The 25,001-nt window shown below is 59.1% G+C and carries 19 protein-coding genes and 2 tRNA genes; 15 read left to right on the top strand and 6 right to left on the bottom strand.

Going from position 1 to position 25,001, the window contains the following annotated elements; all coding sequences use genetic code 11:
- The first annotated feature begins 20 nt into the window (after nucleotides 1-20).
- Together CK222_RS22375 and CK222_RS22360 are read left to right on the top strand one after the other, a co-directional pair.
- On the top strand, nucleotides 21-3,167 hold the full coding sequence (locus CK222_RS22375) for an efflux RND transporter permease subunit (protein WP_067329506.1): 3,147 nt from the start codon (nucleotides 21-23) through the stop codon (nucleotides 3,165-3,167).
- Nucleotides 3,168-4,146: 979 nt separating this feature from the next.
- Nucleotides 4,147-5,037 carry an FHA domain-containing protein gene (locus tag CK222_RS22360; protein ID WP_176477714.1) on the top strand — a complete coding sequence of 297 codons (891 nt, stop codon included), beginning with the start codon at nucleotides 4,147-4,149 and terminating at the stop codon, nucleotides 5,035-5,037.
- Between the two features lie 292 nt (nucleotides 5,038-5,329).
- Here CK222_RS22360 and CK222_RS32460 read toward each other — a convergent pair whose 3' ends face one another.
- Both CK222_RS32460 and CK222_RS22350 read right to left on the bottom strand, forming a co-directional pair.
- Nucleotides 5,330-5,674 (bottom strand): DUF4145 domain-containing protein, encoded by a 345-nt coding sequence (locus CK222_RS32460; protein ID WP_176477713.1) that lies wholly within the window; start codon nucleotides 5,672-5,674, stop codon nucleotides 5,330-5,332.
- Between the two features lie 459 nt (nucleotides 5,675-6,133).
- A complete protein-coding gene (locus CK222_RS22350; RefSeq protein WP_141247112.1) occupies nucleotides 6,134-7,006 on the bottom strand; it encodes a ParB/Srx family N-terminal domain-containing protein in 873 nt (290 codons plus the stop codon).
- A gap of 409 nt (nucleotides 7,007-7,415) precedes the next feature.
- On the opposite strand from CK222_RS22350, the gene CK222_RS31850 reads away from it, so the two are divergent.
- Nucleotides 7,416-8,048 carry a hypothetical protein gene (locus tag CK222_RS31850; RefSeq protein WP_141247111.1) on the top strand — a complete coding sequence of 211 codons (633 nt, stop codon included), beginning with the start codon at nucleotides 7,416-7,418 and terminating at the stop codon, nucleotides 8,046-8,048.
- On the opposite strand, the gene CK222_RS22340 is transcribed toward CK222_RS31850, so the two are convergent.
- Both CK222_RS22340 and CK222_RS22335 read right to left on the bottom strand, forming a co-directional pair.
- Nucleotides 8,016-8,570: a hypothetical protein gene (locus tag CK222_RS22340; protein WP_095801882.1), complete on the bottom strand. Its 555-nt coding sequence runs from the start codon at nucleotides 8,568-8,570 to the stop codon at nucleotides 8,016-8,018. The two genes, CK222_RS31850 and CK222_RS22340, sit on opposite strands and share 33 nt — an antisense overlap.
- Nucleotides 8,567-9,175, bottom strand: coding sequence for a recombinase family protein (locus CK222_RS22335; protein ID WP_095801881.1), 609 nt, complete (start codon nucleotides 9,173-9,175; stop codon nucleotides 8,567-8,569). Before CK222_RS22335 ends, CK222_RS22340 begins: the two co-directional genes overlap by 4 nt.
- 259 nt (nucleotides 9,176-9,434) lie before the next feature.
- On the opposite strand from CK222_RS22335, the gene CK222_RS22330 reads away from it, so the two are divergent.
- From CK222_RS22330 to CK222_RS22310, 5 genes are all read left to right on the top strand, one after another.
- Nucleotides 9,435-9,983: a DUF4365 domain-containing protein gene (locus CK222_RS22330; protein WP_095801880.1), complete on the top strand. Its 549-nt coding sequence runs from the start codon at nucleotides 9,435-9,437 to the stop codon at nucleotides 9,981-9,983.
- Entirely contained in the window at nucleotides 9,980-11,113 is a 1,134-nt protein-coding gene (locus CK222_RS22325) for a hypothetical protein (protein ID WP_095801879.1), read from the top strand. Before CK222_RS22330 ends, CK222_RS22325 begins: the two co-directional genes overlap by 4 nt.
- A 198-nt stretch (nucleotides 11,114-11,311) precedes the next feature.
- The gene (locus CK222_RS22320; RefSeq protein ID WP_095801878.1) at nucleotides 11,312-12,760 is read left to right on the top strand and encodes a type I restriction-modification system subunit M; all 1,449 of its coding nucleotides are present in this window, start codon (nucleotides 11,312-11,314) and stop codon (nucleotides 12,758-12,760) included.
- Nucleotides 12,757-13,968: a restriction endonuclease subunit S gene (locus tag CK222_RS22315; protein ID WP_095801877.1), complete on the top strand. Its 1,212-nt coding sequence runs from the start codon at nucleotides 12,757-12,759 to the stop codon at nucleotides 13,966-13,968. Before CK222_RS22320 ends, CK222_RS22315 begins: the two co-directional genes overlap by 4 nt.
- Before the next feature lie 120 nt (nucleotides 13,969-14,088).
- Nucleotides 14,089-16,401, top strand: a complete 2,313-nt coding sequence (locus tag CK222_RS22310; RefSeq protein ID WP_095801876.1) for a type I restriction endonuclease subunit R — start codon at nucleotides 14,089-14,091, stop codon at nucleotides 16,399-16,401.
- A gap of 72 nt (nucleotides 16,402-16,473) precedes the next feature.
- On the opposite strand, the gene CK222_RS22305 is transcribed toward CK222_RS22310, so the two are convergent.
- Together CK222_RS22305 and CK222_RS22300 are read right to left on the bottom strand one after the other, a co-directional pair.
- Complete coding sequence (locus CK222_RS22305; protein ID WP_141247110.1) at nucleotides 16,474-17,382, bottom strand: hypothetical protein; 909 nt, start codon at nucleotides 17,380-17,382, stop codon at nucleotides 16,474-16,476.
- Between the two features lie 92 nt (nucleotides 17,383-17,474).
- A tRNA-Asn gene (locus CK222_RS22300) sits at nucleotides 17,475-17,549 on the bottom strand.
- Between the two features lie 14 nt (nucleotides 17,550-17,563).
- Between CK222_RS22300 and CK222_RS31845 the strand changes: the two genes are divergently transcribed.
- The 7 genes from CK222_RS31845 (at nucleotide 17,564) to CK222_RS22270 (ending at nucleotide 24,697) form a co-directional block, all read left to right on the top strand.
- Nucleotides 17,564-17,764: a hypothetical protein gene (locus CK222_RS31845; protein ID WP_141247109.1), complete on the top strand. Its 201-nt coding sequence runs from the start codon at nucleotides 17,564-17,566 to the stop codon at nucleotides 17,762-17,764.
- Nucleotides 17,765-18,025, top strand: a complete 261-nt coding sequence (locus tag CK222_RS22295) for a hypothetical protein (RefSeq protein ID WP_066999931.1) — start codon at nucleotides 17,765-17,767, stop codon at nucleotides 18,023-18,025.
- 177 nt (nucleotides 18,026-18,202) lie between these two features.
- Nucleotides 18,203-18,276, top strand: a tRNA-Cys gene (locus CK222_RS22290).
- Between the two features lie 126 nt (nucleotides 18,277-18,402).
- A complete protein-coding gene (locus CK222_RS22285; protein WP_095801874.1) occupies nucleotides 18,403-19,077 on the top strand; it encodes a protein-L-isoaspartate O-methyltransferase in 675 nt (224 codons plus the stop codon).
- 181 nt (nucleotides 19,078-19,258) lie between these two features.
- Nucleotides 19,259-20,653 carry a TolC family outer membrane protein gene (locus CK222_RS22280; protein ID WP_066999937.1) on the top strand — a complete coding sequence of 465 codons (1,395 nt, stop codon included), beginning with the start codon at nucleotides 19,259-19,261 and terminating at the stop codon, nucleotides 20,651-20,653.
- Nucleotides 20,654-20,886: 233 nt separating this feature from the next.
- Nucleotides 20,887-21,693, top strand: coding sequence for a PopZ family protein (locus CK222_RS22275; protein WP_095801873.1), 807 nt, complete (start codon nucleotides 20,887-20,889; stop codon nucleotides 21,691-21,693).
- A 220-nt stretch (nucleotides 21,694-21,913) separates the two neighbouring features.
- On the top strand, nucleotides 21,914-24,697 hold the full coding sequence (locus tag CK222_RS22270) for a valine--tRNA ligase (RefSeq protein WP_095801872.1): 2,784 nt from the start codon (nucleotides 21,914-21,916) through the stop codon (nucleotides 24,695-24,697).
- Nucleotides 24,698-25,001: the final 304 nt, after the last annotated feature.

Raw genomic sequence — 25,001 nt, 5'->3', positions numbered from 1 at the left:
TCCGAACAAAGGACAGGGCCATGTTCCGCTGGATCATCGGCACGAATCTGAAATACCGGTATCTGGTACTGGCCGCGGCAGCGCTGATGGTGCTGCTGGGTCTGGACGTGTTCCGCAAGATGCCCGTGGACGTCTTCCCCGAATTCTCCCCGCCGCTGGTGGAGATTCAGACCGAGGGTATCGGCATGTCGACCGCCGAGGTCGAGGAGCTGATCACCATTCCCCTCGAGGATGCACTGCGCGGCACACCGGAACTCGACGTCATCCGCTCGAAGAGCGTGATGTCGCTGTCCTCCATTGTCATGATCTTCAAGCGGGGAACCGACATCATGCACGCCCGGCAGCTCGTCCAGGAGCGCGTGCAGCTTGCGTCGGCCAGACTGCCGTTCGGCTCGAGCCCGCCCGTCATGCTGCAGCCCTTGTCGTCGACCAGCAGGACCATGAAGATCGGCCTTTCGTCGAAGGAGCTCACTCAGCTCGACCTGTCGATGACCGCCTATTGGAAGATTCGCTTCCGCCTGCTGCGCGTGCCCGGCGTCGCCAACGTGGCGATGTGGGGCGAAAAGCTCAAACAGCTGCAGATCCAGGTCGATCCCGCACGCATGCTGAAACACGGCGTGACGCTGAACGAGGTCATGGAGGCTTCGGCCGATGCGCTGGACTTCGGCCTGCTGCCGATGTCGAGCTCAGCCAAGAGCCAGACCGTAGGCTTCATCGACACCGACAACCAGCGATTGTATGTCGGCGCCGACATAGCGTCCAGCGTGAAGCTGGAGGACGTCAAGAGAATTCCGGTCGAGTCAAAAGCCGGCGAGCGACTGGTACTGGCGGACTTTGCCGACGTCACCTGGGGGGAACCGCTGCCGATCGGCGACGCTGTGATCAATGACGGTCCCGGCATGATGCTGATCGTCGAGAAGTTCCCGTGGGCGAATACGCTGGAGGTCACGCGCGGCGTCGAGGCCGCCTTCGCCGAAATGAGGGACGGCCTCAAGGGCATCGACGTCGACCTGCAGATCTTCCGCCCGGCGACGTTCATCGAGCTCTCGATCCATAATCTGACAATGGCCTTGCTGGTGGGATCGGTCCTGGTGGTCTGCGTTCTCGGTGCCTTCCTGTTCGAGTGGCGGGTGGCGCTCATCAGCCTGCTGGCGATCCCGCTCTCCCTGGTCGCGGCGGGACTTGTTCTCTACTGGCTCGGAACGACCATCAACACGATGGTGCTGGCCGGCTTCGTCGTGGCGGTGGGATCGGTGGTGGACGACGCTATCATCGACGTTGAAAACATCACGCGGCGATTGCGCGAGAATCGCCGCAGCGGCGCTGGCAAATCGGTGGCATCAGTTATCCTGGAAGCATCGCTCGAGATCCGCAGCCCGATCGTCGCCGCGACCCTCATCATCGTCATCTCGGTCGTCCCTGTGTTCTTCATGGGTGGTCTGTCGGGCACTTTCTTCGTACCGCTGGCGACGTCCTATTCCATCGCGCTCCTCGCTTCGATGGCCGTGGCGCTGACGGTGACGCCGGCACTCTGCCTTATCCTGCTTCAAGGAGCGCCGATCGAGCGCGTCTCGCCGCTTGTCGGGCGGTTGCAGCGAGGCTATGCCGCCATGCTGTCGCGGATCATCGCGGCTCCTCGCACGATCTTTGGGATCACCGCGTTCGTCGTGGTCGCGGGATTGGCCGTTTGGCCGCTGCTCGGAACCTCGCTCCTGCCCTCCTTCAAGGAACGTGACTTCCTCATGCACTGGCTGACGCCGCCCGGGACATCGCATGCAGAGATGTACCGGATGACGGTGGCTGCCAGCAAAGAACTGAGATCCATTCCCGGGGTGCGCAACTTCGGCGCTCACATCGGCCGGGCGCTGGTGGCCGACGAGGTGGTGGGCATCGACTTCACGGAGAACTGGATCAGCGTCGATCCGAAGGTCGATTATGACGAGACCCTGAAAGCGGTTCAGGACACGGTCGGCGGCTATCCCGGTATCTATCGCGACGTCCAGACCTACCTTCGCGAGCGCGTGAAGGAAGTGCTCACCGGGTCGGGCGAGTCGATAGTGGTTCGGATTTTCGGGCCTGACGCGGCGATGTTGCGGGAGCAGGCGGTGAGGGTCCGCGACGCCCTGACCGGCATCGAGGGCCTGATTGACCTACACGAGGAGCCGCAGAAGACGGTACCGCAAATTCAGGTCACCGTGGATATCGCCAAGGCGGCTTCCAGGGGTCTCAAGCCCGGCGATGTTCGTCGCGCTGCTGCCGTGATCTTCGCCGGTCACGAGGTGAGCGACGTTCATCGCATCGGAAAGGTGTATGACGTCATGGTATGGTCGACGCCCAAATCGCGGCGCGGCCTTGACGACGTACAGAACGTTCTCCTGGATACCCCCGACGGCGGTCAGGTCCGGCTCGGCGACGTTGCCGAAGTCAAGATTGCCCCGGTGGCCAGCACCATAAAACGTGAGAACGCCTCGCGCCGCCATGACGTGCATGCCAACGTGCGCGACCGCGACCTGGGCTCGGTCGTCCATGAGGTTGAGGAGCGCCTGGCCAAGTTCGAGTTTCCGCTCGGCTATCATGCCCAGCTGCTGGGCGAGGCGGCGGAACGCAGGGCTGCGCAAAGCAGGCTCGTCTATGCCTCTGTTGTCGCCGCGGTCGTAATCTTCATGCTGCTGCAGGCCTCCTTGAGAAGCTGGAGGCTCGCTGCCCTGGTTTTCCTGTCACTGCCGGCCGCTATGGTCGGCGGGGTCATCGCCGCGTATCTGGGCGACGGCATCATCTCGCTAGGCGGCCTCGTGGGGTTCCTGACGGTGTTGGGCATCGCGGCCCGCAACGGGGTGCTTCTGATCCACCATTTCCTGCATCTGGAGCGCGAGGAGGGCGAGCCCTTCGGACCGGAACTTGTCCTGCGCGGCGCGCGTGAACGCCTTTCGCCCATTCTCATGACGACGCTGGCGACCGGTCTTGCGCTCGTCCCCCTGGTTGTCACCGGCAACATTCCCGGGCAGGAAATCGAACATCCGATGGCCATCATCATTCTGGGCGGGCTGATCACGTCAACGCTTCTGAACCTCTTCGTCGTGCCTGCCATCTATCTCAGACTCGGTTCGCTGCAGGCGCGATCGCCGGCGCGGACCACAGGTCTCGGCCTGGAACCATCTCCCCTTTGATACAAGGCCCGAGACCTAGAGCAGAACGTTCGTGACTCTACCGCATCCAATCCACCGGCTATACCGTTGGCGATCTCGATCGCGCAGCGAAACAGCATGACAACTTACAAAACTCGGAGGACTTGGAGCAGCAAGGAACGCGTCCGTGATTTCACAAAGCGGGCAGCCAACAGGGCTGGGCCTAGCCGGCGGGCCTAGGAAACGAAATACGGCACCGGCTATACGCTCCTGCCGCTATGATGGGGCACGCATCCATAAGTGAAGCAACGTCGCTAATTCCCGCGCGGTCTGGGTTTTGGTCCTCGAAGGCTTTCGCACGGATTTGCGGCCAATCTGGCGATTCGCGGATCTCTTAGCCAGACAGTCTTCTTTCTTCTTTCCAGAATCTCGTTGCGGCCCACATCGACGGCCGATTGGCCTTTCGCGGCAAGGGCATAGTCGGCCCGGTTCGTGCGATAGTCTTCCTTTTGGATGGACATCTTTTTCCTCCCGGTCCGCGGCTCCCTCCATTAGCCTGGACGGAGAACACTAGCTGCCGATGCATGGCAGGAGTCTACAAATTGAGGATTGTATTAAAATGATACACTCCACCCGTTCGTCTCACGCGGGCGCCACCCAGCATTGCCCTGAGCCGGCCCGTAGCCGCGCCTATTATCCTCGTCCTCGCTTTCGGGATGCTGTTCCGGACCGCATCATCTGCCTGCTCCTCAACGCACGCTTGGCAGCCTTCGTCGAACGATTGGCTATCACCATCGCAATCTCGTTCATCGGCGATAGCGCCCCTTGCCGCTCAATCATAGCCGGCCTCGTGGCCCGAGCAGTCATCCGTGCAATCATAGCCGTGGAAAGTCTCTTGTGCAGTTGCCGAGGCGGCAACAAGGCCTGTCCGTGCAAGATGCTCACGCCACAGCACCGGCTCCCAGGCGGGCAAGGAGGGCGACTTATGCTATACGTTGCGTTCTTGGTCGGATACGAGCCGATGGATCAGGAAAGACTTCTGGCCGCAGTCCTCCTAGCTGATGTCGTGGGCAGCACGCCGCTTTATGAGCGCATCGGCGACGATGCAGCTCTGCAGCAGATCTCGGATTGCCTCGACGCGATACGCGAGATCGTCGCCCGGCACGGCGGTGACTTCATTTACTCGAAGAGCGATGACGTGCTCAGCCTGTTCGAGAGTTCGGAGGCGGCGCTGAGGGCCGTCTTCCAAATCAGCAGCGAACTGACGAAAGGGCCGTTGCACGCCCGTATCGGATTGCATTTCGGGGCGGTCATTCGCGCGCGGGGCGCGGTATTCGGAGACGTCATCAATGTCACCGCAAGGTTGTCCACCACGGCCAACCCCGGGGAGGTGCTGATCAGCCAGAGCTTCTTCGAAGCCCTTTGCGCGGATAGCCGCAGTGCCCTGCGGCTCCTCGACAAAATGGCTTTCAAGGGAAAGCAAGAACTCTTTGATGTCTATACCCTGGGGAGCGAGGATCGGGCCCTCAGTACGCAAATCGTCAGCCGGGGCACGGTTATCGAGAGACGCTCCGCCCCGCCGCGGCAGATCAATCTGGTCATCCGCTATGGAGATCAGTTGCGATCCTGCCGAAACAACGAGTTGGTGACGATCGGCCGATCCCCGGAATGCAACATCGTCATCCAGCGGCCCTGGGTCTCAAGGCACCACGCGACCTTCACCATTTCGAATGGCAAGGCCGTGCTTATCGAGCGAAGCTCGTCGGGCACCTTTGTGTCGATGGGACCCGACCATGAGGTATTCGTGCGCCGCGAAGATATTCTTCTCTTCGGCTCCGGCGTCATCTCGCCTGGACGGAGATCGTCCCTCGGCGACGCCCAAATCCTTCACTACCAAATTATCTCAGACTGACCCGGCCGGGCTTGACCGTTGCCGCATGCTGCCGGATCTAGCGCCGCGGGCTTGTAGAATCGGAAGTTTATTCAGTGAAATTCAATGGCGATTGGCTCCCCGGGCCGGACAGTTTGATCAAATCGAACTGAGGGCGAGATTGCCAGAAAACTCTTTATTTTCAATCGCTTTGTTGCGATCTCTCCCCAAAGTGTATGCCGCTTTGGTGTATCTCAAGAGGTAGCAGCGGTGTATCTCTCGGTCAAGCGAATTGGGGCGACGTGGCCGCACCTCAACGCTTTCGCTGATGCCTTTAATAAGAGCCCTTTGTTGCATTGAGTTTGTCGACGAGGCCCTTAATCCGAGCGGGATATTTGCCGTAGTAGTTGCGGAGCCACTCTTGGTACACCTCAAAGGTATCGAGAATAGCTTCGCGACTCACGTTCCCGTCGTGGCTTCCAAGGTTGCCCACGTGACGAAGCGCGTCGAGCGTGTCCATCAAGTCAGGTTGCGCTTTCCCGAATAGGTCAATCCTTTCATGTAGCTTGAGGCCCGCTGCTTTGATGCCTTCCGCGTCCATGATCCGTTCAACGCTGATGCGCAGCCGGTTCGCAGCCGATCCTCGGTCACCCCAAAACGCGGTGAACGCCTGCTTCATCGCTTCGGCTGCAGGTTTAGGCACAGCATCAGGAATGTCTATCAAAGGTGGGCCAGGGTACAAGCAGTGAGGTCGTAGAGAGCTTAGCTGGTGCGCCCCGAACTCATCCGAGGAGGCATCGCCCATGACTGCAACCACTTCGCGGCACCGGCGGTTGCTACAAACTAACGTGCAGGTGAACCGTCCCGCATCGTTTTCGGCCCAGTAACCTTTGGCTCGATGCTCTCGATCGGCGCTCCCCAGCCTAATCGTTTTCAGAGTAGCTTTGTCCAGCTCTAATCGGCCAGGGCGGCACGATGGGCATGGAAACGCAGGAAAGGCGTCGTCTTCGAATTGCTCCGGCCAAAGATCTCGGTTTGACGCCATGTTCTGCCCTCGGTTGGACGCTCATGCTGCCACATCGTTGCTAAACTGGGAAATATGACTGCCTGTGCAAAATGCACATGTATGGATGCACCTCTAATAGTCGCTATTTGTTTCGGCGAGGTCCTCCTGATCCTGCAGATAGGTTAAACGGACATCGGTCCAAGCTTCCGTCTCTAGCAGTCTCCCAGGGAGCCTCTCGTCCAACATGAGGAGAGCCTTCGCGAAACCCTCAGGGTCTTTATGGGGCCTATCCTTCAGTGCTCGCGCTAGGCTTTTGGCGTAGCCTCGGGCGCGTCGTTCTGTTGCAGAGTCCTGATTAATTTCTGGCCTTTCCTCTCCCCTAGCCACGCGTTGGGCTTCTCCCCAATTCATTGCTAACATCTGGTCCGCAGCTACGCCCTGTTTGGTCAGTTCTCGTTTGATCCTCCTCATGTTGGCCACGGAACTTTCCGCGACGGAACACTCGCGTGCGATTTGGCTCTTGGAATAGTCAGTGCGAGCAGTGAGCCTCCAGGCGGCATTCGTCTTGTCCTGGAGGCTCATCGCCATCTTGTTTTTAGAGTTGAGGGCGACCGACTCGCCTAGGGCCTCCTCAAGGCCACCTTTGAAGACGCGGACTGGAATATTCTTTACGACTTTCGCTCGCGCGTAGGCGAGCCGCCTGTGGTGCCCGTCAAGAATGTACCAGCCCGATCCGCCCCACCACACGGTGATTGGCTCAAGGTAGTTGGGCTTCTCACGTCTTCCGATGGCCTTCGCCAAGACCTCAACGTGAGCTTCGTGTTCTCCCTCCCGAAAAGTCAAATCCCTCGGCTGGAAGACGGTTTCGATTGTGCGCAGCTGGTCGAGGTCGAGAGTCTTAGGCTCACCCTGAGGAGCCGTCGGGTTGGTGCCAAGCGCCTTTCCGATTGCCTCCATAGCTTCTGCTGTATCTAGATCGTCAATGTTAGAAGCAGGAGGAGTCAAGGACAGGCTTCCCTTGATGCAATGGTATGGGACGCTGCGCTCAGGCCGCGTTAGCTCTGTGTGAGCCGAGACGCATAGATGCGAGGAGCGTCAGGTAGCCTTCGCCAACTGGTGATTTCACCGGCTGATCCCATAGGGACACTCCAAGGTGCAAGGAGCTCTTTGCCGCAGCCAGAGCGTCAGCGCCAAGCAGCCGCTGGACCGTGCCGGACACCTTCTTCCGCTGCAACTGCGTGTGCGAAGACCAGACAGTCGGGTGTCTTGGGCCATTGGCCGTGTAAAGGATTGTCGTCGTGTCTTTCGTCATTACAGGCATGGTCCACTTGCGGCTTGGGGTGCCTCTCTGGGTCGCCCAGCTTCCCGCCTGGGTCTCTACGAACCTTTTCCGAAACTCGGGGAGGCCATCGAAGTGGAGCAAGGCCCAGCCCTCGACCGCTGTCGCGCGAATGAACCATTCCCGGAAGTCCCCGCCATTCTTGGCTATGGTAGCTTTGACGATCTCGGCACGGCCTCGTTGGGTGATCCTGCGGTGCAAGTCACCGGGTGGCACGGCCCAACTCTCTGGCCGGTTGAACTTCCGGGACTGAAAGCGCAGTTCTTGCTCGATCTGGTCTCGCTGCATCGGCAGGCAGTCCTGTTCAATCCATCGCACAACGGCCTTGGTGAAAACCTCAAGTTCCTCAAGGCTCGGCACCGTGGCAATTGGGTCTCCAATGTCCCGCAGCCTATCCGCATGGGACCGGCAGAAGCGGCTAAGCCCTGCGCGCTGATGGGTGCAACCTTTATGGCTGCATGGAAGAGCTTGGTTCCGAAGCTTCCGAAATTGGGTAAGGGTTGTGCGGTTACTTCGATCGGTGGTCATCCACGTTGTTGGGTTTCCCCGTTGGCTGGTCAATGTAGTTCTCTTGGTTTCATCGAGAGCGCGGAAGTAGCACTGGCTCCACGCTGGTATAGGAAGCAGAAATATAGCAGCCGATTGTGGAGAATTTACGGTATTTCATCAAAGATGCTAAGGATATTCCTTAAGTTTGCTTATATCTAGCCTATGTCCTTTGCTGCGTCCGCCAGCGTCCACACGTAGCTGAATACATGTTGTGATGACGATGTGGGAAGCGATCTCAGTGAGGAGTTCTCGGTACCGTGCAGCGAATCCAAGCAGCAAAGACCTCTCCGCAGGACCTCCACAGCCAAAGGGTTCTTGCACGTACATCAACTCGCCACGCGGTCGCCGGTACTCGGCGGGTCGTATGAGAAATTCGTGTTCGACACGGCTGATATAGTTTGGGGCGAACTGCTCGCGGCCGCCTCCGGGGTGCCAAGCAACGATGAGATTGCTAAGCTGGTTATAGTAGGCGTGGATTTCAACGGATGGACGCGCCGTTAGCCAGTTTGCGGGCTTCAGAAGCGCCTCCAGGTTGGCGGTTTGAACGCCGAAGTCGTTAACGGCCTGACGAAACAGCCGACGTTCCACCTCTTTCGCTCCAAGTTCCTCAGCAGACGTTAGGTAGTGTGCGCTGGTCTTGTCGGTTGCCGGATCAACGTATCGTTTCGCAACACGCTTCATGGAGTTTCTCGCTTCAGCGCTGCATCGGCTCTAAGGATGCGGAAGACGCTGGCTCTGCCGATCCCCAGCCGATCAGCAACGGCATCTGCAGTAAGCCCTTCGGCCCTCAGGCGAAGCACGTCAGCTGACTTACGCCGGGCGGTAGGGGCTCGGCCTTTGTACTTGCCTTCGGCTTGTGCCTTGGCAATGCCCTCCCGCTGGCGCTCAAGCATGAGGTCGCGTTCAAACGCCGCAATGCCTCCCAACACGGTAAGCATCAATTTGCCGGTGGGCGTCGAGGTGTTGAGATCGAGCGATAGGATGCGAAGCGCAACGCCCTTGATCTCAAGGCCCTTAGCGATCTGCAACAGGTCCAGCGTCGAGCGTGCTAGCCGATCCGGCTTCGTGACAATAAAGGTGTCCCCATCCCTCACATACTCCAGAGCCGCATCTAACTGGGGGCGTTTCGTAGCGACTGAAGATAGTTCCTCGTGGAATATCTTCCGGCAACCTGCGGCCAATAGGTCCCGCTGTTGCGCAGCCAGCCCCGCCTTTTGATCTGTGGTTGATGTGCGGGCGTATCCCACAAGGTGGCCTTCTGGCGCCGTGGGTCTTGTCGGTGGCATCCTTCACTCCGGAAGTATCATTGATCTCATTGAGATTGTGATACGACAGTATCATAATGTCAATACCAACTTGTGTGATACGCAAAAGGCGGGGGCTTTAATGGGGGGCGATGCTGCTCGGCTGTATGCCTTTGTGCGGGATAGGCGAGCTTCGGACTCCCGGCATCCGACAACTTAGACGCACTCACGTCGCTTCAGACTTTTAATAACTTCAGATGTAGCCTAGCTTTCCGAGCGATGGCCACGTGATTTGGATTTTATGCAGCCCCTGTCGTCCCAAAACATCGAGTCGGAGCTGAGCTACGCATACCTGCACGCAGTGGCGTCAAGCGCCGGAGCGGCGTGCACGGGTGTGACTAGGCATCAAGACAACGCTGGCGTGGACGCAAAGCTCACCGGGTGGGGACCTTTTCCAGAGGGCGGCTACCTAACTGAGGTCGACATAAACGTTCAACTCAAGGCTACGACAAAAGCGCCCTCCCTCATCGGGAATACATTGTCTTACAGCCTAGTCGGTATCCAAAGGTATGATGACTTGCGGGCATTGACCCTGTCTACGGCGCGCATTCTGGTCGTGCTCTTTATGCCCAAAGATTCTACAGACTGGCTGGAGCACACGGATGATGCTCTCTCACTACGCAAATGCGCGTATTGGGTCAGCCTTCGAGGTGCGCCTGCTTCCGAGAACGAAACCTCTCAGACGGTCTATCTACCAAAGAGCCAGCGCTTCGATGCACTCGGACTTTCAGCTCTGATGGCGACGATCTCCCGAAACGAACAGCTCGCTTACAAGGGTGAGGCTGCATGAATCTTAGCCAATCGATCAATCCCACCGATCTGCGCGACTTTCTGAAATCGGAAGGATGGACAGTCGTTGAGCGCGGACTGAGGGACCGCTTGTACGTGCTCGAAAACCCAGGCTTCCCCAGGCGTCAGCTTGTATATCCCATGGATATGAGTGCTCCAGACTATAATGAGTCCGTTGTAAGCGTCATCGAAAAGTTTGCGGACATTGGTCGCGCCAACTTTAGAGAATTGATATATCGTATCAATTCCATAAAAGACGACATAATAAAGCTGAGGCTGTTTTCGGAGTATCAAGGCAGCTCCCTGCCATTACATTTTGCGTCATCGGTCGTCGCCAGCACGGAAAAACTCTTAAAAGCTGCAGCCTGTACTGTTGTCCGCCCACGAGCTAATCATCCGCGCCTGTCACTCGCGGAAGCGACACAGCTCGTCGACAAAGCCCGATTTGGTCAAACTGAAGAGGGGAGCTTCGTAATAAACGTCTCTTGTCCAATCCTTGCAATGGACGTTCAAGGAAGCCTGACGCTCAGCGACAGCGACCAACCGTTTGTCCGTAGCGTCACGCTGTCATTGCAGAGGGCTCTGCAGCAGTTAACTAATGCTATCGAGCGAGACAAGCTTGACGATCTGGTTGAAGATTTAAAGAAATCCGCAGCCCCCTTGGTATCAGCAAATCTCTGTGAAGCAATCGGTGGAATGCAAGATGACTTGATAGGCAATTCACTGGAGTTCGCAATTCAGTGGTCTCCAATGAGAAAAGTTCCTGATGGATTGCATACCGGTCGAATAAAGATACAGAGGGATTACTTCTCAAGGATCGAGGATGTTCGCCGCGAATTGAGAGCCGTTGAGCCCCACAATGACGATACGTTTATTGGAACCGTGGAGCGATTGGAAGGTGAAATGGGCGGGGATGGTCACCGGTCGGGGAACGTAATCCTTTCTCTATTGCTTCCCGACGAAGGCGAGACGGTTCGAGCCAGGGTGACACTGTCCGTTTCCGATTACGCAACTGCAGACAAGGCGCACATGACAAACGGGGCGTACGTCAGAATCCGGGGCCGTCTCCTTCCGGGGCGGCAACCTCGGCAACTAGCTGAGATGACGATGTTCGAGTTGCTCACGAAGTAGGGAACCGCCCGCGATTCAGCTCACCGCGCCCGCAAGCCCCCCCAGGGGGGAAACCTGCGTGAGCACAAGTACGAAAATCCCCACACAGAAGTTGTGCAAAAATGTCCGATGTTTTTACGGTTCAAACCTCGCCAAAGCCGGGGCGGTCTGTGGTAGATCGAGCCTGCGATTCAACGCCACGATAACCCAGGGGGACGCATGTACGAGAACGCCTTCAACAGCATCGAGAAGGACTTGAGGGCCGAGGAGGGCATTGCCAACGAACTGGATTATGTGGAGCAGACCTCGTGGGTTTTGTTCCTAAAGTACCTGGACGACCTCGAGAACGAACGGCGTGATCGCGCCGAACTGGACGGGCGGACCTACAGCCCTATCATCGATGGTGACCACCGGTGGGGACGCTGGGCGGCGCCAAAGGTCAACGGCGAGTTCGACCATAACAGCGCCCTGACCGGCGACGATCTAATCCAGTTCGTCAACGAGAAGCTGTTTCCGTACTTGGCCTCCTTCCGCCAGTCGGCCTCCGGTCCAAGGACCATCGAGTACAAGATCGGCGAGGTCTTCACCGAGTTGCGCAACAAGTTCCGGTCGGGGTACATCCTGCGCGATGTGTTGGAGATCGTGGACGGCCTAAATTTCAACACCCAGGCCGAACGCCACGAGCTCTCCCAGCTTTACGAGACGCGGATTCGCCGCATGGGAAACGCGGGCCGGAACGGAGGCGAATATTACACACCCCGTCCGCTCATCCGCGCCATCATCAAGGTGATCGACCCGAAGATCGGCGAGACCATCTATGACGGGGCGGTGGGGTCCGCTGGCTTCCTTTGTGAATCCTACGAGTACATGCGCCGCGACGGCTTGTCCGCGTCCGACTATGAGACCCTGCAGATCCGTACCTTCTCCGGACAGGAAAAGAAGTCGCTCGCCTACATCATCGGCATCATGAATATGGTCCTGCACGGCATCGATGCACCGAACATCGTCCATACCAACTCGCTCAACGAGAACGTAATGGACATTCAGGAAAAGGACCGTCACGACATCATCCTGGCCAATCCCCCTTTCGGCGGAGGCGAACGACGTGAGGTGCAACAGAATTTCCCAATCCGAACTGGTGAGACCGCTTATCTGTTCCTGCAACACTTTATCCGCAAGCTGCGAGCGGGAGGGCGAGCGGCGATAGTCATTAAGAACACATTCCTCTCCAACTCAGACGGCGCCAGCATTGCGCTGCGTAAGGAACTGCTGGAAGGCTGCGCTCTGCATACCATACTCGATTGCCCTCAAGGCACGTTCCAGGGCGCTGGGGTAAAGACCGTGGTCTTGTTCTTCAAAAAGGGCGAACCTACACGAGACATTTGGATCTATCAGCTTAACCCTGGTCGCAACATGGGCAAGACGAACCCGCTCAGCGACGATGATCTGGCGGAGTTCGTCACGATGCAGAAGATGTTCGTGGAGGGTCCGCAGAGCTGGCGGATCACTCGCGAGAGCCTTGATCCCAGTACGTTTGATCTATCAGTCAAGAACCCCAACGCTCCCGAGGCAGAGACTATGCGCTCTCCTGAAGACATCATTGCTGACATTCTGGCGCGGGACGCAGAGGCGGCGGACATTCTGGAGAATATCCGAGGATTGCTATGAGGGCCGGATGGGACGAGGCGCCGCTCGAACGCATTGCTGCATTTCGAAGCGGGCTATGGGTGGGTAAAAAAGGGCCTTTTTCCACAGCCAAGGTTATCAGAAACACCAACATCAAGCCGAATGGGAAACTATCTCTCGATGATGTTGCCGAGATTGAGGTAGAAAAAAAGCAACTGCAATCTAGACTCCTCGAATTCGGAGACATCATTCTTGAGCGGTCGGGAGGTGGACCAAAGCAACCTGTTGGACGTGCGGTTTGCTTCGAGTTAAACGAGTCAGGCTACTCGTTTAGCAACTTTACAAGTGTCATAAGAGTCATCGATAAAAAGCGAGTTTCCTATCGTTTTCTGCATTTGGTTTTAAACTGGTGGTATAATTCCGGAGTGACAGAAAAAATTCAGTCAAACTCGACAGGGATTAGAAATCTCGATTTCACGGCCTACAAGGCGCTTCACGTGCCAATCCCACCTCTCGAACGGCAGCTACGCCTTGTAGCGCTTCTGGATGAGGCGTTCGAGGGTCTTGATCGCGCACGTGCCCATGCTGAGGCCAATTTGCAGAACACCCGGGAGCTGTTTGAGAGTGCCCTTCATCGCGCACTTTCTGATTCTAACGGAGAGTGGGAGGTCAAACCACTCGGCGAATTGGGGTTGATACAAACAGGCTCGACCCCCAAGACATCCGAACCAGGGAATTTCGGTGACCACGTTCCCTTTATCAAACCCGGAGACTTCCGATCGGACGGCACGCTCGACTACTACAACTTCGGGCTGAGTGAGAAGGGCGCCAAGGTATCACGGCTTGTCGCCCCCGGTTCCGCTCTTATGGTATGCATCGGTGCCACAATCGGAAAGACTGGCTTCACTGATAGAGCGATCGCGACCAACCAGCAGATTAACGCGATTACACCGACCGACGGTGTGTTAGGCGAGTACCTGTATTATCAAATGCTGACGCCTGAGTTTCAAGCGGCGGTTATTCATAAATCCGGACAGGCCACCCTCCCAATCATAAACAAAAGTAAATGGAGCCAGCTGTCTATTCGGGTTCCTCTACCTCGCGAGAGACAGGCCGCGATCGTGGAGTCAATGAACCGTTTGCGGCAGCAGCAAGTCGAACTAATTTCCACCTACCAGGGAAAGTTGGCGTACCTGTCTAATCTGCGCCGGTCTCTGATGGAGAAAGCCGTTTCAGGCGAGCTAGAGTAAGAGGTGCAAGGAAGGCTCGGCGCAGATCAGATCGTCATTGTAGCGGAAAAAATATTTCGATAATTAGATAATGGCTTGTGCCATAACTATTCGCTGCTGAGTAGGGCACTGGGGGGTTAGATGGGGCAGGCCGAAGAGACCGAAGCCGACACGCGCGCAAATCGCATCGATCCAATCCTGACGGCGGCAGGGTGGGGCATGATAGAGGGCTCCAAGATACGTCGGGAGGTCATCTGTCCCGGCCGCATCCAGACAGGCGGCAAGCGGGGAAAGGGACTGTCCTGCGACTACGTCCTAATCCACAAAGGCCACAAGCTTGCGACCCTGGAGGCCAAACGAGCAGGAGTCAGTCACAGCGCCGGGGTGGGGCAAGCCAAAGACTATGCCGTTCGCCTAGGGTCCCGATTCGCGTTCGCCTCCAACGGGGTCAAGTGGTACCGGATCGACATGGTTACGGGAGCCGAGGGCGACATGTCGCTGCCATTCCCTACACCCGACGAATTGTGGAACCTGACCTTTGCCGACCACAACGAATGGCGGGAACGCTTCGGGGAAGTCGAGTTCGAAACGGACGGCGGCAAGTGGGAACTACGCTACTATCAGCATAATGCGATCACGGCGGTGTTGGACGCCATGGCCAAAGGCGACCGGCGCATCCTACTGACGCTAGCTACCGGTACCGGCAAAACATCAATTGCCTTCCAGATTGCGTGGAAGCTATTTCAGGCCAAGTGGAGCTTGAGCGGCGAGCCGGTGCGACGCCCCCGCATCCTGTTTCTCGCCGACCGAAACATCCTGGCGGATCAAGCCTACAACGCCTTTACCGCGTTCCCGACTGACGCCGTTGCGCGAATTGATCCCGACGTTATCCGAAAGAAAGGCGTGGTTCCAAAGAACGCCAGCGTCTTTTTCACCATTTTCCAAACGTTCATGACCGGGGAGGGCAAGCCCAGCTATGAAGGCTACCCTCCCGATTTTTTCGACTTCATTATCGTCGACGAGTGTCACCGTGGGGGTGCAAAGGACGAAAGCGAGTGGCGGGGGATTCTAGAGTATTTTTCGCCAGCCGTTCAACTCGGCCTAACAGCCACACCGAGGCGCAAGTTTAACGCCGACACTTACGCCTATTTCGGCGAGCCCGTGTACACGTACTCGCTGCGCGAAGGCATCGAGGACGGATTTCTCACGCCCTTCAAAGTGCGGCAGATGGCCAGCACAATCGACGAATATGTGTATGACGGCACCGATACGGTGCTAAGCGGCGAAGTCGATGAGGACCGCAAATACGCCGAGGCCGACTTCAACACCCGCATCATCATTGAGGAACGAGAAAAAAGTCGAGTTGCAGAGTTCATGAACCAGATCGACCAGCGGCAAAAAACCCTGGTGTTCTGCGCCACGCAAGACCACGCGGGCCGCGTTCGGGATTACATCAACCAGATCAAGACGATTGCAAATCCGCTCTATTGCTGTCGGGTCACCGCCCAAGACAGCAAGCTTGGAGAGCAGCACCTGCGGGACTTTCAGGATAACGACAAGACGATCCCGACGATCCTCACGACCTCCCAGAAGCTCTCCACCGGCGTTGATGCTCGCAACATCCGAAACATGGTGCTGATGCGGCCAATCCGCTCCATGATCGAGTTCAAGCAGATCATTGGCCGTGGAACCCGAACCTATGACGGCAAGGACTACTTCACCATCTATGATTTCGTGAAGGCTTACGAACACTTCAACGATCCCGAGTGGGACGGCGAACCTCTGGAGCCTGTGCGGCCACCCGTCAAAGGATTGCCACCCGAAGAGCCCTCTGAGCCGCCTGAGGGCGGTGGTGACGAAACCGAGGAACCGGTAGCGAAGCTGGTGATCAAGCTGGCCGACGGCAAGGAGCGGGCCATCCAGTACATTGCGTCCACTTCGTATTGGGGACCGGACGGCAAGCCGATGTCAGCCCAACAGTTCCTTGAGAGACTTTTTGGCGACCTGTCCGGACTACTTGCAAGCGAAGACGAACTGCGACGGCAATGGAGCGACCCCGACCAGCGCGAACGGTTCATCGCCATCCTCGAACAGCGCGGTTACGATGCGGATAAGTTGGCGGACATGCGTCGCCTGATCGACGCCCCTGACAGCGATCTTTTCGACGTCCTGTCCTACGTCCGCTTCACCACGCCGCCAAAGACCAGGACAGCCCGTGCTGACGGCGTCAGAGGCGACGGATTGATAAGCGAAGATCAAGAGATGCGCGAATTTCTGGCGGGGATTTTGCGTGCTTACGAACTGCATGGCGAAACGGAACTGGCGACCAGGAAGCTCGGTGATTTTTTGACCGCGCGATACGGCACCTTGTCCGATGCAAGAGCGAGACTTGGACCTATACCGGCAATAAAAGCCTCGTTTCTGGGTGTGCAGCAACGTCTCTACAGGGATTGAAAGCTGTAGGTTGCTCGCCAAACCGGGAGCCTCAACCCCGCTCCATCATAGCCTTTTCAAGCGCCCGTCTGGCTACCTCAAGCCGCGCTTGGTCGCCACCATAGTCCTCCCCAACGCTATGCGCGCCGAAATCGCAGTGACCTCGTCAAGGGTGAATGGGCGGCGCTTGTCCCTGTCGGGCTCGGCCCTATCTTTCGGTGCGGCCTCCAAATTCATGAAGGGGTTGGTGGCTCCCGCAAGGTCAAACTCCCTTATGGCGTGATTGATGACCGCCCGGACCACGTTCAAGTACCGGTCCACCGACGACGCCTTACGCCCATCTAACATGTGGTCACGGACGTCCTTGGCATCCTCGCGCTTGATGCTTGCCAGCTTGCGGTCCTTACCGAGCGCCTCCCAGACTAGCTTGAAAACACGCTCAAGCTCCATTTGCTTCGTCTCGTCGCTCCCAACGCGCTCTTTCAGATAGAGCCTTTTGGCGTCCTCAAGGGTCGGGGCTGGCGTACCTGCCGGGTTCAACAAAAGCGCGTGCGCCAACGCAGTGTCTGCTTCAGTCGGGAGGAAATCGGGAAGGTTGTCGTCGTCGACCTCGATGCTGTCGGACTTAGGCAGGTATTTCAGCCCGATTCTCTCAATCGCTTTTAATCTGGCCATCCAGTCGGCATCCCGTTCCATCTCATGGGGAGACGGAAAGTCACGGTCTTGCCGAAACCCAATCTTGCGGGCTGCGGCGACGCCGTCGCGGTAATAGCCCCACTCTGTCGGAACCGGCCCTTGGATGCGCTTGACTGCGTCGGCCAAAAGCTTCTCCGCCTCAGCGTGAACCTTCGGATACTTCCTAAGGGCTTCGTGTTCGGTAGCCCCAAGCGGTACCAAATGTTCCCGCTTGCCGAAAATGCCCCGAAGTTCCTCCGGGATTTTGCGCCTGTAGCGCCAACCAGCCTTGCCGCGCTTCTGTATGTGCTTCACGTCGATCTTCATGCTCAGGGTACCCCGCAGTGTATCGCGCGGTGTATCTCTGGGGAAGAGGAAACCCTTGCAATCCTTGGGTTTCAAGACTTTTCTGGTAATAGTGGCTCCCCGGGCCGGATTCGAACCAGCGACCAACCGGTTAACAGCCGGTTGCTCTACCACTGAGCTACCGGGGAACGGAGGCTCTGACGTGAGTGGCGCAGCCTATAGCAAACACCTTTCGGCTTTGCAAAGCAGCAATTCGCAATTTTTCTGCAGTTTTTCGTGCGGCGATTTGTGGCATCGTCTCGGCGTGCCCACATATGAGCGGCTTGACACCGGCATGGAACAATGCGGCTGGTCGTCCTTTGGTACTTATGACATCGGCCGCGCAGATGGGATCTGGCTTTGAATGACGGCAACTGACGACGATAACCCACCGGCGCGCAAGATCACGGTCTTCGGCCGCGACTTCTCCATGCCGCGCTCGCGGGGATTGCGGATCGCGATCGGCGTGCTGCTCACAATCGGCGGGATTCTGGGCTTTCTGCCGATTCTCGGTTTCTGGATGGTTCCGATCGGCCTGCTGGTCCTGTCCTACGAATTCGCACTGGTGCGACGTCACAGGCGGCGCTTCGTCGTCTGGTGGGAACGCCGCCGCCGGCCGGATTGAGAGCTTTGCAGGGAGAGGGTCCGGCAGGTGCCGCCGACACCATCGGGATCGGCCGCAAGCAATCGGCAACCACTGCCTTCGATGAGGAATGGGAAAGCATCGGGAATGACTTGCCGGTGCTTGACGACCTTTCACCGCCAACATATTGAGTTGCCCCGGAACGCCGGGAGCATGGAAGGCCTCGTGGCGGAGTGGTTACGCAGAGGACTGCAAATCCTTGCACCCCGGTTCGATTCCGGGCGAGGCCTCCAATGCCCGGGCTCCGGCGCTGTCGCGCCGGGGCGCTAGGTTCCGGTCGAATTGGCCCGCGTCATTTGCCTGGAAATCGGATCGGGCGCGGGCAGCGAATTGGGCGCGGGAAGCGGGTTGGTTGGGACATGAACGCTGATTTCTCCGAACGCCGCGTGAAGATGGTCGATGGCCAGATCCGCACCACCGATGTGACCAGCGCTCCGCTGATCGAAGCGATGCTTTCCGTGCCGCGCGAGGCTTTTGTCGGCGCCGGGCAGCGGGACCTTGCCTATATCGACGAGGACATCCGCATCACCGATGGCGTCAGTGGCGGCGCTGCCCGCTACCTGATGGAACCGTCACCGCTCGCCAAGCTTTTGCAACTGGCCGAAATCAGCGACACCGACTCGGTGCTCGATGTCGGCTGCGGCACCGGCTATTCGGCCGCGCTGCTTTCCCGAATCGCAAAATCGGTGGTTGCGCTCGAAAGCGACCCGGCGCTTGCCGAAGCCGCGAAGTCGACCCTTTCCGCACTGGATTGCCAGAACACCACTGTAGTGACCGGGCCGTTACCGGAGGGTCATGCCGCCGCGGCGCCCTATGACGTCATCTTCATCGGCGGCAGCGTCGAGGAGGTGCCCGCGGCATTGCTCGGCCAGCTCGCCGAGGACGGACGGCTGGTTGTGGTCGAGGGGCAGGGCAACTCCGGCGTTGCGCGTCTTTTTGTCAAGGCCGGGGGGGTTGTAACCGGCAGACGCGCATTTAATGCGGCAATTAAGCCACTACCGGGGTTCGAACGTGCTCATGCGTTCGAATTTTGAGCGGTTTTGCCTTGCAGCGAAGGCGCTGTCATGATCGCTTGCGCTTGAACAATCGTTGCTGATTTGCTTCACGTGCATTTTCGGGGGCTGTCAGCGGGGGACGATAAACACGCGGCGCTAGCTGATCCGGATGGAAAAGGTGCGCGGCGTGGTTCCCATGCAAACGAATGAGGGATAATACGTGCCGCCCCTACACAAGACTTTTCTATCAGCCATACTTGTTTCGGCGACCGCGCTTTCGCCGCTGGCAGCATCCGCCGAAACCATCACCGGCGCGCTCGCCAAAGCCTATCAATACAATTCCCAGCTGAATTCCGCCCGCGCGGGCACCCGTGTCACCGACGAGGGCGTGGCCATCGCCAAGTCCGGCTACCGGCCGACGATCAGGGGATCGGCAAGCATCGACTACACGAGCAGCCGCAACAACAACCTGGGTCAAACCTTAAATATCACTACGGGCAATTTCGGGGTTGAGATCGACCAGACGCTGTTCGACGGCTTTCAAACCAAGAACAATGTCGCCGCGGCCGAAGCGCAGGTCAGGGCCTCGCAAGAAAGTCTCCGCAACACCGAAGAGAACATCCTGTTCAACGCGGCAAGCGCCTACATGGATGTGATTCGCGATCGCCAGATCGCGGTCCTGACCGCACAGAACCTGCAATTCCTGACCGAGCAGGCGCGCGCCGCGCGGTCGCGCTTCGAGGTCGGAGAGGGCACCCGCACCGACGTCGCACAGGCCGATGCCTCGCGGGCGACCGCGGTGGCGCAACTCGCCAGCGCTCGCGCGACGGCGCTGGCAAGCGCTGCGACCTACCACCAGATCATCGGCGACGAGCCGGGCAAGCTCAAGGCGGCCGCGCCGGTTGGAAAGCTGCTGCCGGGAAGCCTGGATTCGGCCTTCACCATTGCCGCCGCGGAGCATCCGGCCATCCTTGCCACCGAGCATCTCGTCGACGCCGCGGCCTTTTCGGTTAAGTCGGCCGAAGGGGCGCTTTTGCCGCAGCTTTCCGCCAGCGCCGGGATTTCGAGCCAGTATCGCAACACCTCGCCCGGCGTTTTTGCATCGGCGGGTTCCGAAGGAACGACCAATTCGGCCAATATCGGTGCAACGCTTACCGTGCCGATCTATTCGGGCGGGCGCACCTCTGCGCTGGTCCGCCAATCGAAGGAATCGCTCAGCCAGGCCCGCATCGAGGTCGACGTCAGTCGCGACCAGGTGCGCCAGGCCGTGGCTTCGGCGTGGACGCAATACACCGCCGCGCGCGAAAGCGTGGATGCCAACAGGCAGGTGATCGCCGCCGCGCAACTGGCGCTCAACGGCGTCATCGAGGAACGCAATGTCGGCCAGCGCACGACGCTCGACGTGCTCAACGCGCAGAACGCCGTCATCACCGCCAAGATCAACCAGGCGAGCTCCGAGCGCGATGTCGTCGTGGCGAGCTACGCCATCTTGTCGGCGATTGGCCGCCTGTCCGCCGGCCAACTCGGCCTGGCGGTCACGAAATACAACCCGGAAGAGCACTACAACGCCGTCAAGGACAAGTGGATCGGGCTGCGCACGCCGGACGGCCGCTGAACCTTTGGCATTTCCAAAAGCGCCGCGTGTCCAATGGATGCGCGGCGCTTTTGCATTGGAACCAGACGGTCGGCTGCCGGCGGCGTAGCGAGCTAATCTGTTGAAATCCAACGTCTCCCCAGATTGCGGATTCTCGGATGACGATCGGTCGGTTACGCTGTTCGCATTGATTCGAATTCCGGTCTTGCCGGAATGGAAATCTTGAACAAGTCACAAGGGCGGCGGATGTGACGATGGCGACAGCGAGCAGCGCGCAGCGCGAACCTTCCATGGAAGAGATACTTGCTTCCATCCGAAGGATCATCGAGGACAGCGACACCGGCCGCAAGCAACCGGCGGCGGACAACGGTGACGTTCGCCAGGACCTCCGGCCGACGCCGGAAGCGCAGACGGCCGACCTTGATGCCTTCCGTTCCGAGCTCAACGTCGGATCCGCTCCCAGCAAGCCGGTGAGTCTGGCGGAAATACAGGCCCAGCTTGCGGCGTCCGATCCGACGATCGCCGAGACGAGCCCTGAACCGGTGAAGACCGCGCCTGCTCCCACCACCCTGGCGGAAGTCGGGGCCCGGGTAGCCGCGGAGCCGGGCACCCCGGCGGTTGCGGGGAGCGCGGCGAGCGTGCCGCAAAGTGCCGATACCATCGTCGCCGATTGGCGGCGCGAGATCGCCGCCGTTGGCGGAAGTTCCGTCAAGGCGAAGGTAGCAACTCCGGAAGTGGCGCCCGAAGTCGAGATCGACGAGGAGGATCTTGCGGCGCCAACGGCCGAAACCGCGGCGCCTGGCAACGTTTCGGCGCCATCCTCGTCCGACCTGCCGCCAGCCCGGCCGGCAATCCTGTCCGAGCATGCGGGCCGTCAGGTCGCGGCGGCCTTCGGCGAGCTTTCCGATGCCTTCGCCAGCCGCAGCAAGAAGAGCTTCGACGAGATGGCCGAGGAGATGCTGCGACCGATGCTGCAGGACTGGCTCGACAACAACCTGCCGACACTGGTCGAACGGCTGGTGCGCGAGGAAATCGAGCGCGTGGCGCGCGGCGCGCAGTGATTTCGTCTGAGCTTTCAGTGTAAAAGGGGCCGCCGTCGGGCGGTGCTTTTTATTTCCGCGAAAATGCGGCCGCGCGATTTGTCTTGCGATGAGTAATGGGCTTGCCGCTGATCGCCGCAAGCCTATCTGGGCAAGGCGGGCTCATCCTTCTCGCGGTTGACTCGGCCAAGAGCTTCCGATTTACACCGGACGCTTGTTCCCGACAGTTCGGACTTCCTCCATGCTTGATAAAACCTACGACGCCAAGACCGTCGAGCCGAAGATCGCCAAAATCTGGGAAGAGGCCGATGCGTTCCGCGCCGGCGCCGGCGCGGAGGAAGGGGCGGAAGCCTTCACCATCGTCATCCCGCCGCCGAACGTTACGGGCTCGCTGCATATGGGGCACGCGCTCAACAACACGCTGCAGGATATCCTGGTGCGGTTCGAGCGCATGCGTGGCAAGAATGTGCTGTGGCAGCCGGGCATGGATCATGCCGGCATCGCCACGCAGATGGTGGTCGAGCGGCAGCTGATGGAGAGGCAGATCCATCGCCGCGACCTGTCGCGCGAGGAGTTCATCGAAAAGGTCTGGGAGTGGAAAGCCGAATCCGGCGGCGCCATCTTCAATCAACTGAGGCGGCTCGGTGCCTCGGCCGACTGGAGCCGAGAGCGCTTCACCATGGACGAGGGTCTGTCCAAGGCGGTGCTGGAGGTGTTCGTCACCCTCTACAAACAGGGGCTGATCTACAAGGACAAGCGCCTTGTGAACTGGGATCCGAAGCTGTTGACGGCTATTTCCGACCTCGAGGTCGAACAGCATGAGGTCAACGGCAATCTCTGGCATTTCCGCTACCCGGTCGAAGGCCTCGCGTTCGATCCCGAGAATCCGAAGACGTTCATCACCGTCGCCACGACACGCCCGGAAACCATGCTGGGCGACACGGCGGTGGCGGTTCACCCCGACGACGAGCGGTTTCGCGACCTGGTCGGCGGGAACGTCATCCTGCCGATCGTCGGCCGCAGGATACCGGTTGTTGCGGATGAGTATTCGGATCCGGAAAAGGGTTCCGGCGCGGTCAAGATCACCCCGGCGCATGACTTCAACGACTTTGAGGTCGGCAAGCGCCACAAGCTGCCGGCGATCAACATCCTGACCGTCGAAGCCTACATCAAGCTCAAGGATAACGAGGAGTTCCTTGCAGGTCTTGAAGTGACGCCGCAGCGCCAGGCCGTCTGGGATGAGCTCGACGGGCTGGATCGCTTCGTGGCGCGCAAGAAGATCGTCGAGCTGATGGAAGCGGGCGGCTTCCTGGAAAAGGTCGAGCCGCATCGCCACACCGTGCCGCATGGCGATCGCGGCGGCGTGCCGATCGAGCCGTTCCTCACCGACCAGTGGTACGTCAACGCGGCGGAGCTCGCCAAGCCGGCCATTGCCTCTGTGCGCGAGGGCCGCACGAACTTCGTGCCGAGGAACTGGGAGAAGACCTATTACGACTGGATGGAGAACATCCAGCCCTGGTGCATCTCGCGGCAGCTGTGGTGGGGGCACCAGATTCCGGCCTGGTACGGGCCGGACGGGCGCGTCTTCGTCGAGAAGACCGAAGAGGAGGCGCTGGCTGCGGCGGTCGAATATTATTTGGCACTGGAAGGACCGTGGAAGGGCTGGGTCGAGGACAAGCTTGAGAATTTCAAGCCGGGCGAGATCCTGACGCGCGACGAGGACGTTCTCGACACCTGGTTCTCCTCGGCGCTGTGGCCGTTCTCGACGCTCGGCTGGCCTGACCAGACGCCGGAGCTGAAGACCTACTACCAGACCGACGTGCTGGTGACCGGCTTCGACATCATCTTCTTCTGGGTGGCCCGGATGATGATGATGGGCCTGCATTTCATGAACGAGGAGCCGTTTCACACGGTCTATGTTCATGCGCTGGTGCGCGACAAGAACGGGCAGAAGATGTCGAAGTCGAAAGGCAACGTCATCGACCCGCTCGACCTGATCGACGAGTATGGCGCCGACGCGATGCGCTTCACCTTGACCGTGATGGCAGCGCAGGGGCGCGACGTGAAGCTCGACCCGGCGCGTATCGCCGGATACCGCAATTTCGGGACCAAGCTCTGGAACGCCACGCGCTTCGCCGAAATGAACGAGGTCGCCAGGAACGACGATTTCTGGCTGCACGACGCCAAGCTCGCGGTCAACCGTTGGATCCTGACCGAGCTGACGCGGGCGGCGCGGGCGATCACCGAGGGCATCACCACCTACCGCTTCAACGAGGCGGCCGGCGCCGCCTATCGCTTCGTCTGGAACTTGTTCTGCGACTGGTATCTCGAACTGCTCAAGCCGGTGTTCATGGGCACGGACGAGGCGGCCAAGGCGGAGAGCCGGGCCTGTGTCGCCTTCGTGCTGGACGAGATCTACAAGCTGCTGCACCCGATGATGCCGTTCATGACCGAGGAGCTGTGGGCGCAGACCGCGGGCGAGGGGAAGGTACGCACCTCCCTGCTTTGCCACGCCGCCTGGCCCGCGCCCGATTTCGAGGATGACGAGGCTGCCGCCGACATCAACTGGCTGGTCGAGCTCGTCTCCGGCATTCGCTCGGTGCGCTCGGAAATGAACGTGCCGCCGGCGGCGATCGCGCCGCTGGTGGTGATCGGCGCCAATGCCATCACGCAGGAAAGGCTGGATCGCCACGCCCAGGCCATCAAGCGGCTGGCGCGCGTCGGCGACATCGCGCTGGTCGATGCGCCGCCGAAAGGCTCGGCCCAGATCGTTCTGAACGAGGCGACCGTGTGTCTGCCCCTCGGCAGCCTGATCGACCTTCAGGCCGAAGCAACGCGGCTGCAGAAGGAACTGGCCAAGGTGACCGAGGAGATCGCCCGCCTGCACAAGAAGCTTTCCAACGAGAAGTTCGTCGCCAACGCGCCGCAGGAGGTGGTCGAGGCAGAGCGCGAAAAGCTCGCCGAATATCGCGAGGCTCAAGAGAGGCTTTCAGTCGCCCTGACCAGGGTCCGAGACGCCGGGTGACCGGCAAGATTCGGCTTCACGGAGGGCGCTTTACGAAGCGTCACCACGCTCGTATACGGGCCTGCCGTTGGGTTAATTTTGACGTAAACGGAAAGTTTTGGCCCCATTGTTGCCGTAATGTAACAACGGGGCCCAGTCCGATCAAAATGGCCCGTTTTTGAGCTATTTCGGACCGTTTTTGTAATTTTTTCTCTCAGTCCGATGCCGAGTGGGCCGCTTTTAAGGCTCAATGGGCGGTCGATGACCATGGCGAAAATACGAGCTGTCAAGGTGTACATGTACAGCTCACGAATTCGTTGTTGCG

This window comes from Mesorhizobium sp. WSM3866 (genome assembly GCF_002294795.1).
Lineage (GTDB): Bacteria > Pseudomonadota > Alphaproteobacteria > Rhizobiales > Rhizobiaceae > Mesorhizobium.
The sequence above is the reverse complement of the archived record's forward strand: the minus strand, read 5'-3'. Positions and strand labels throughout refer to the sequence as shown.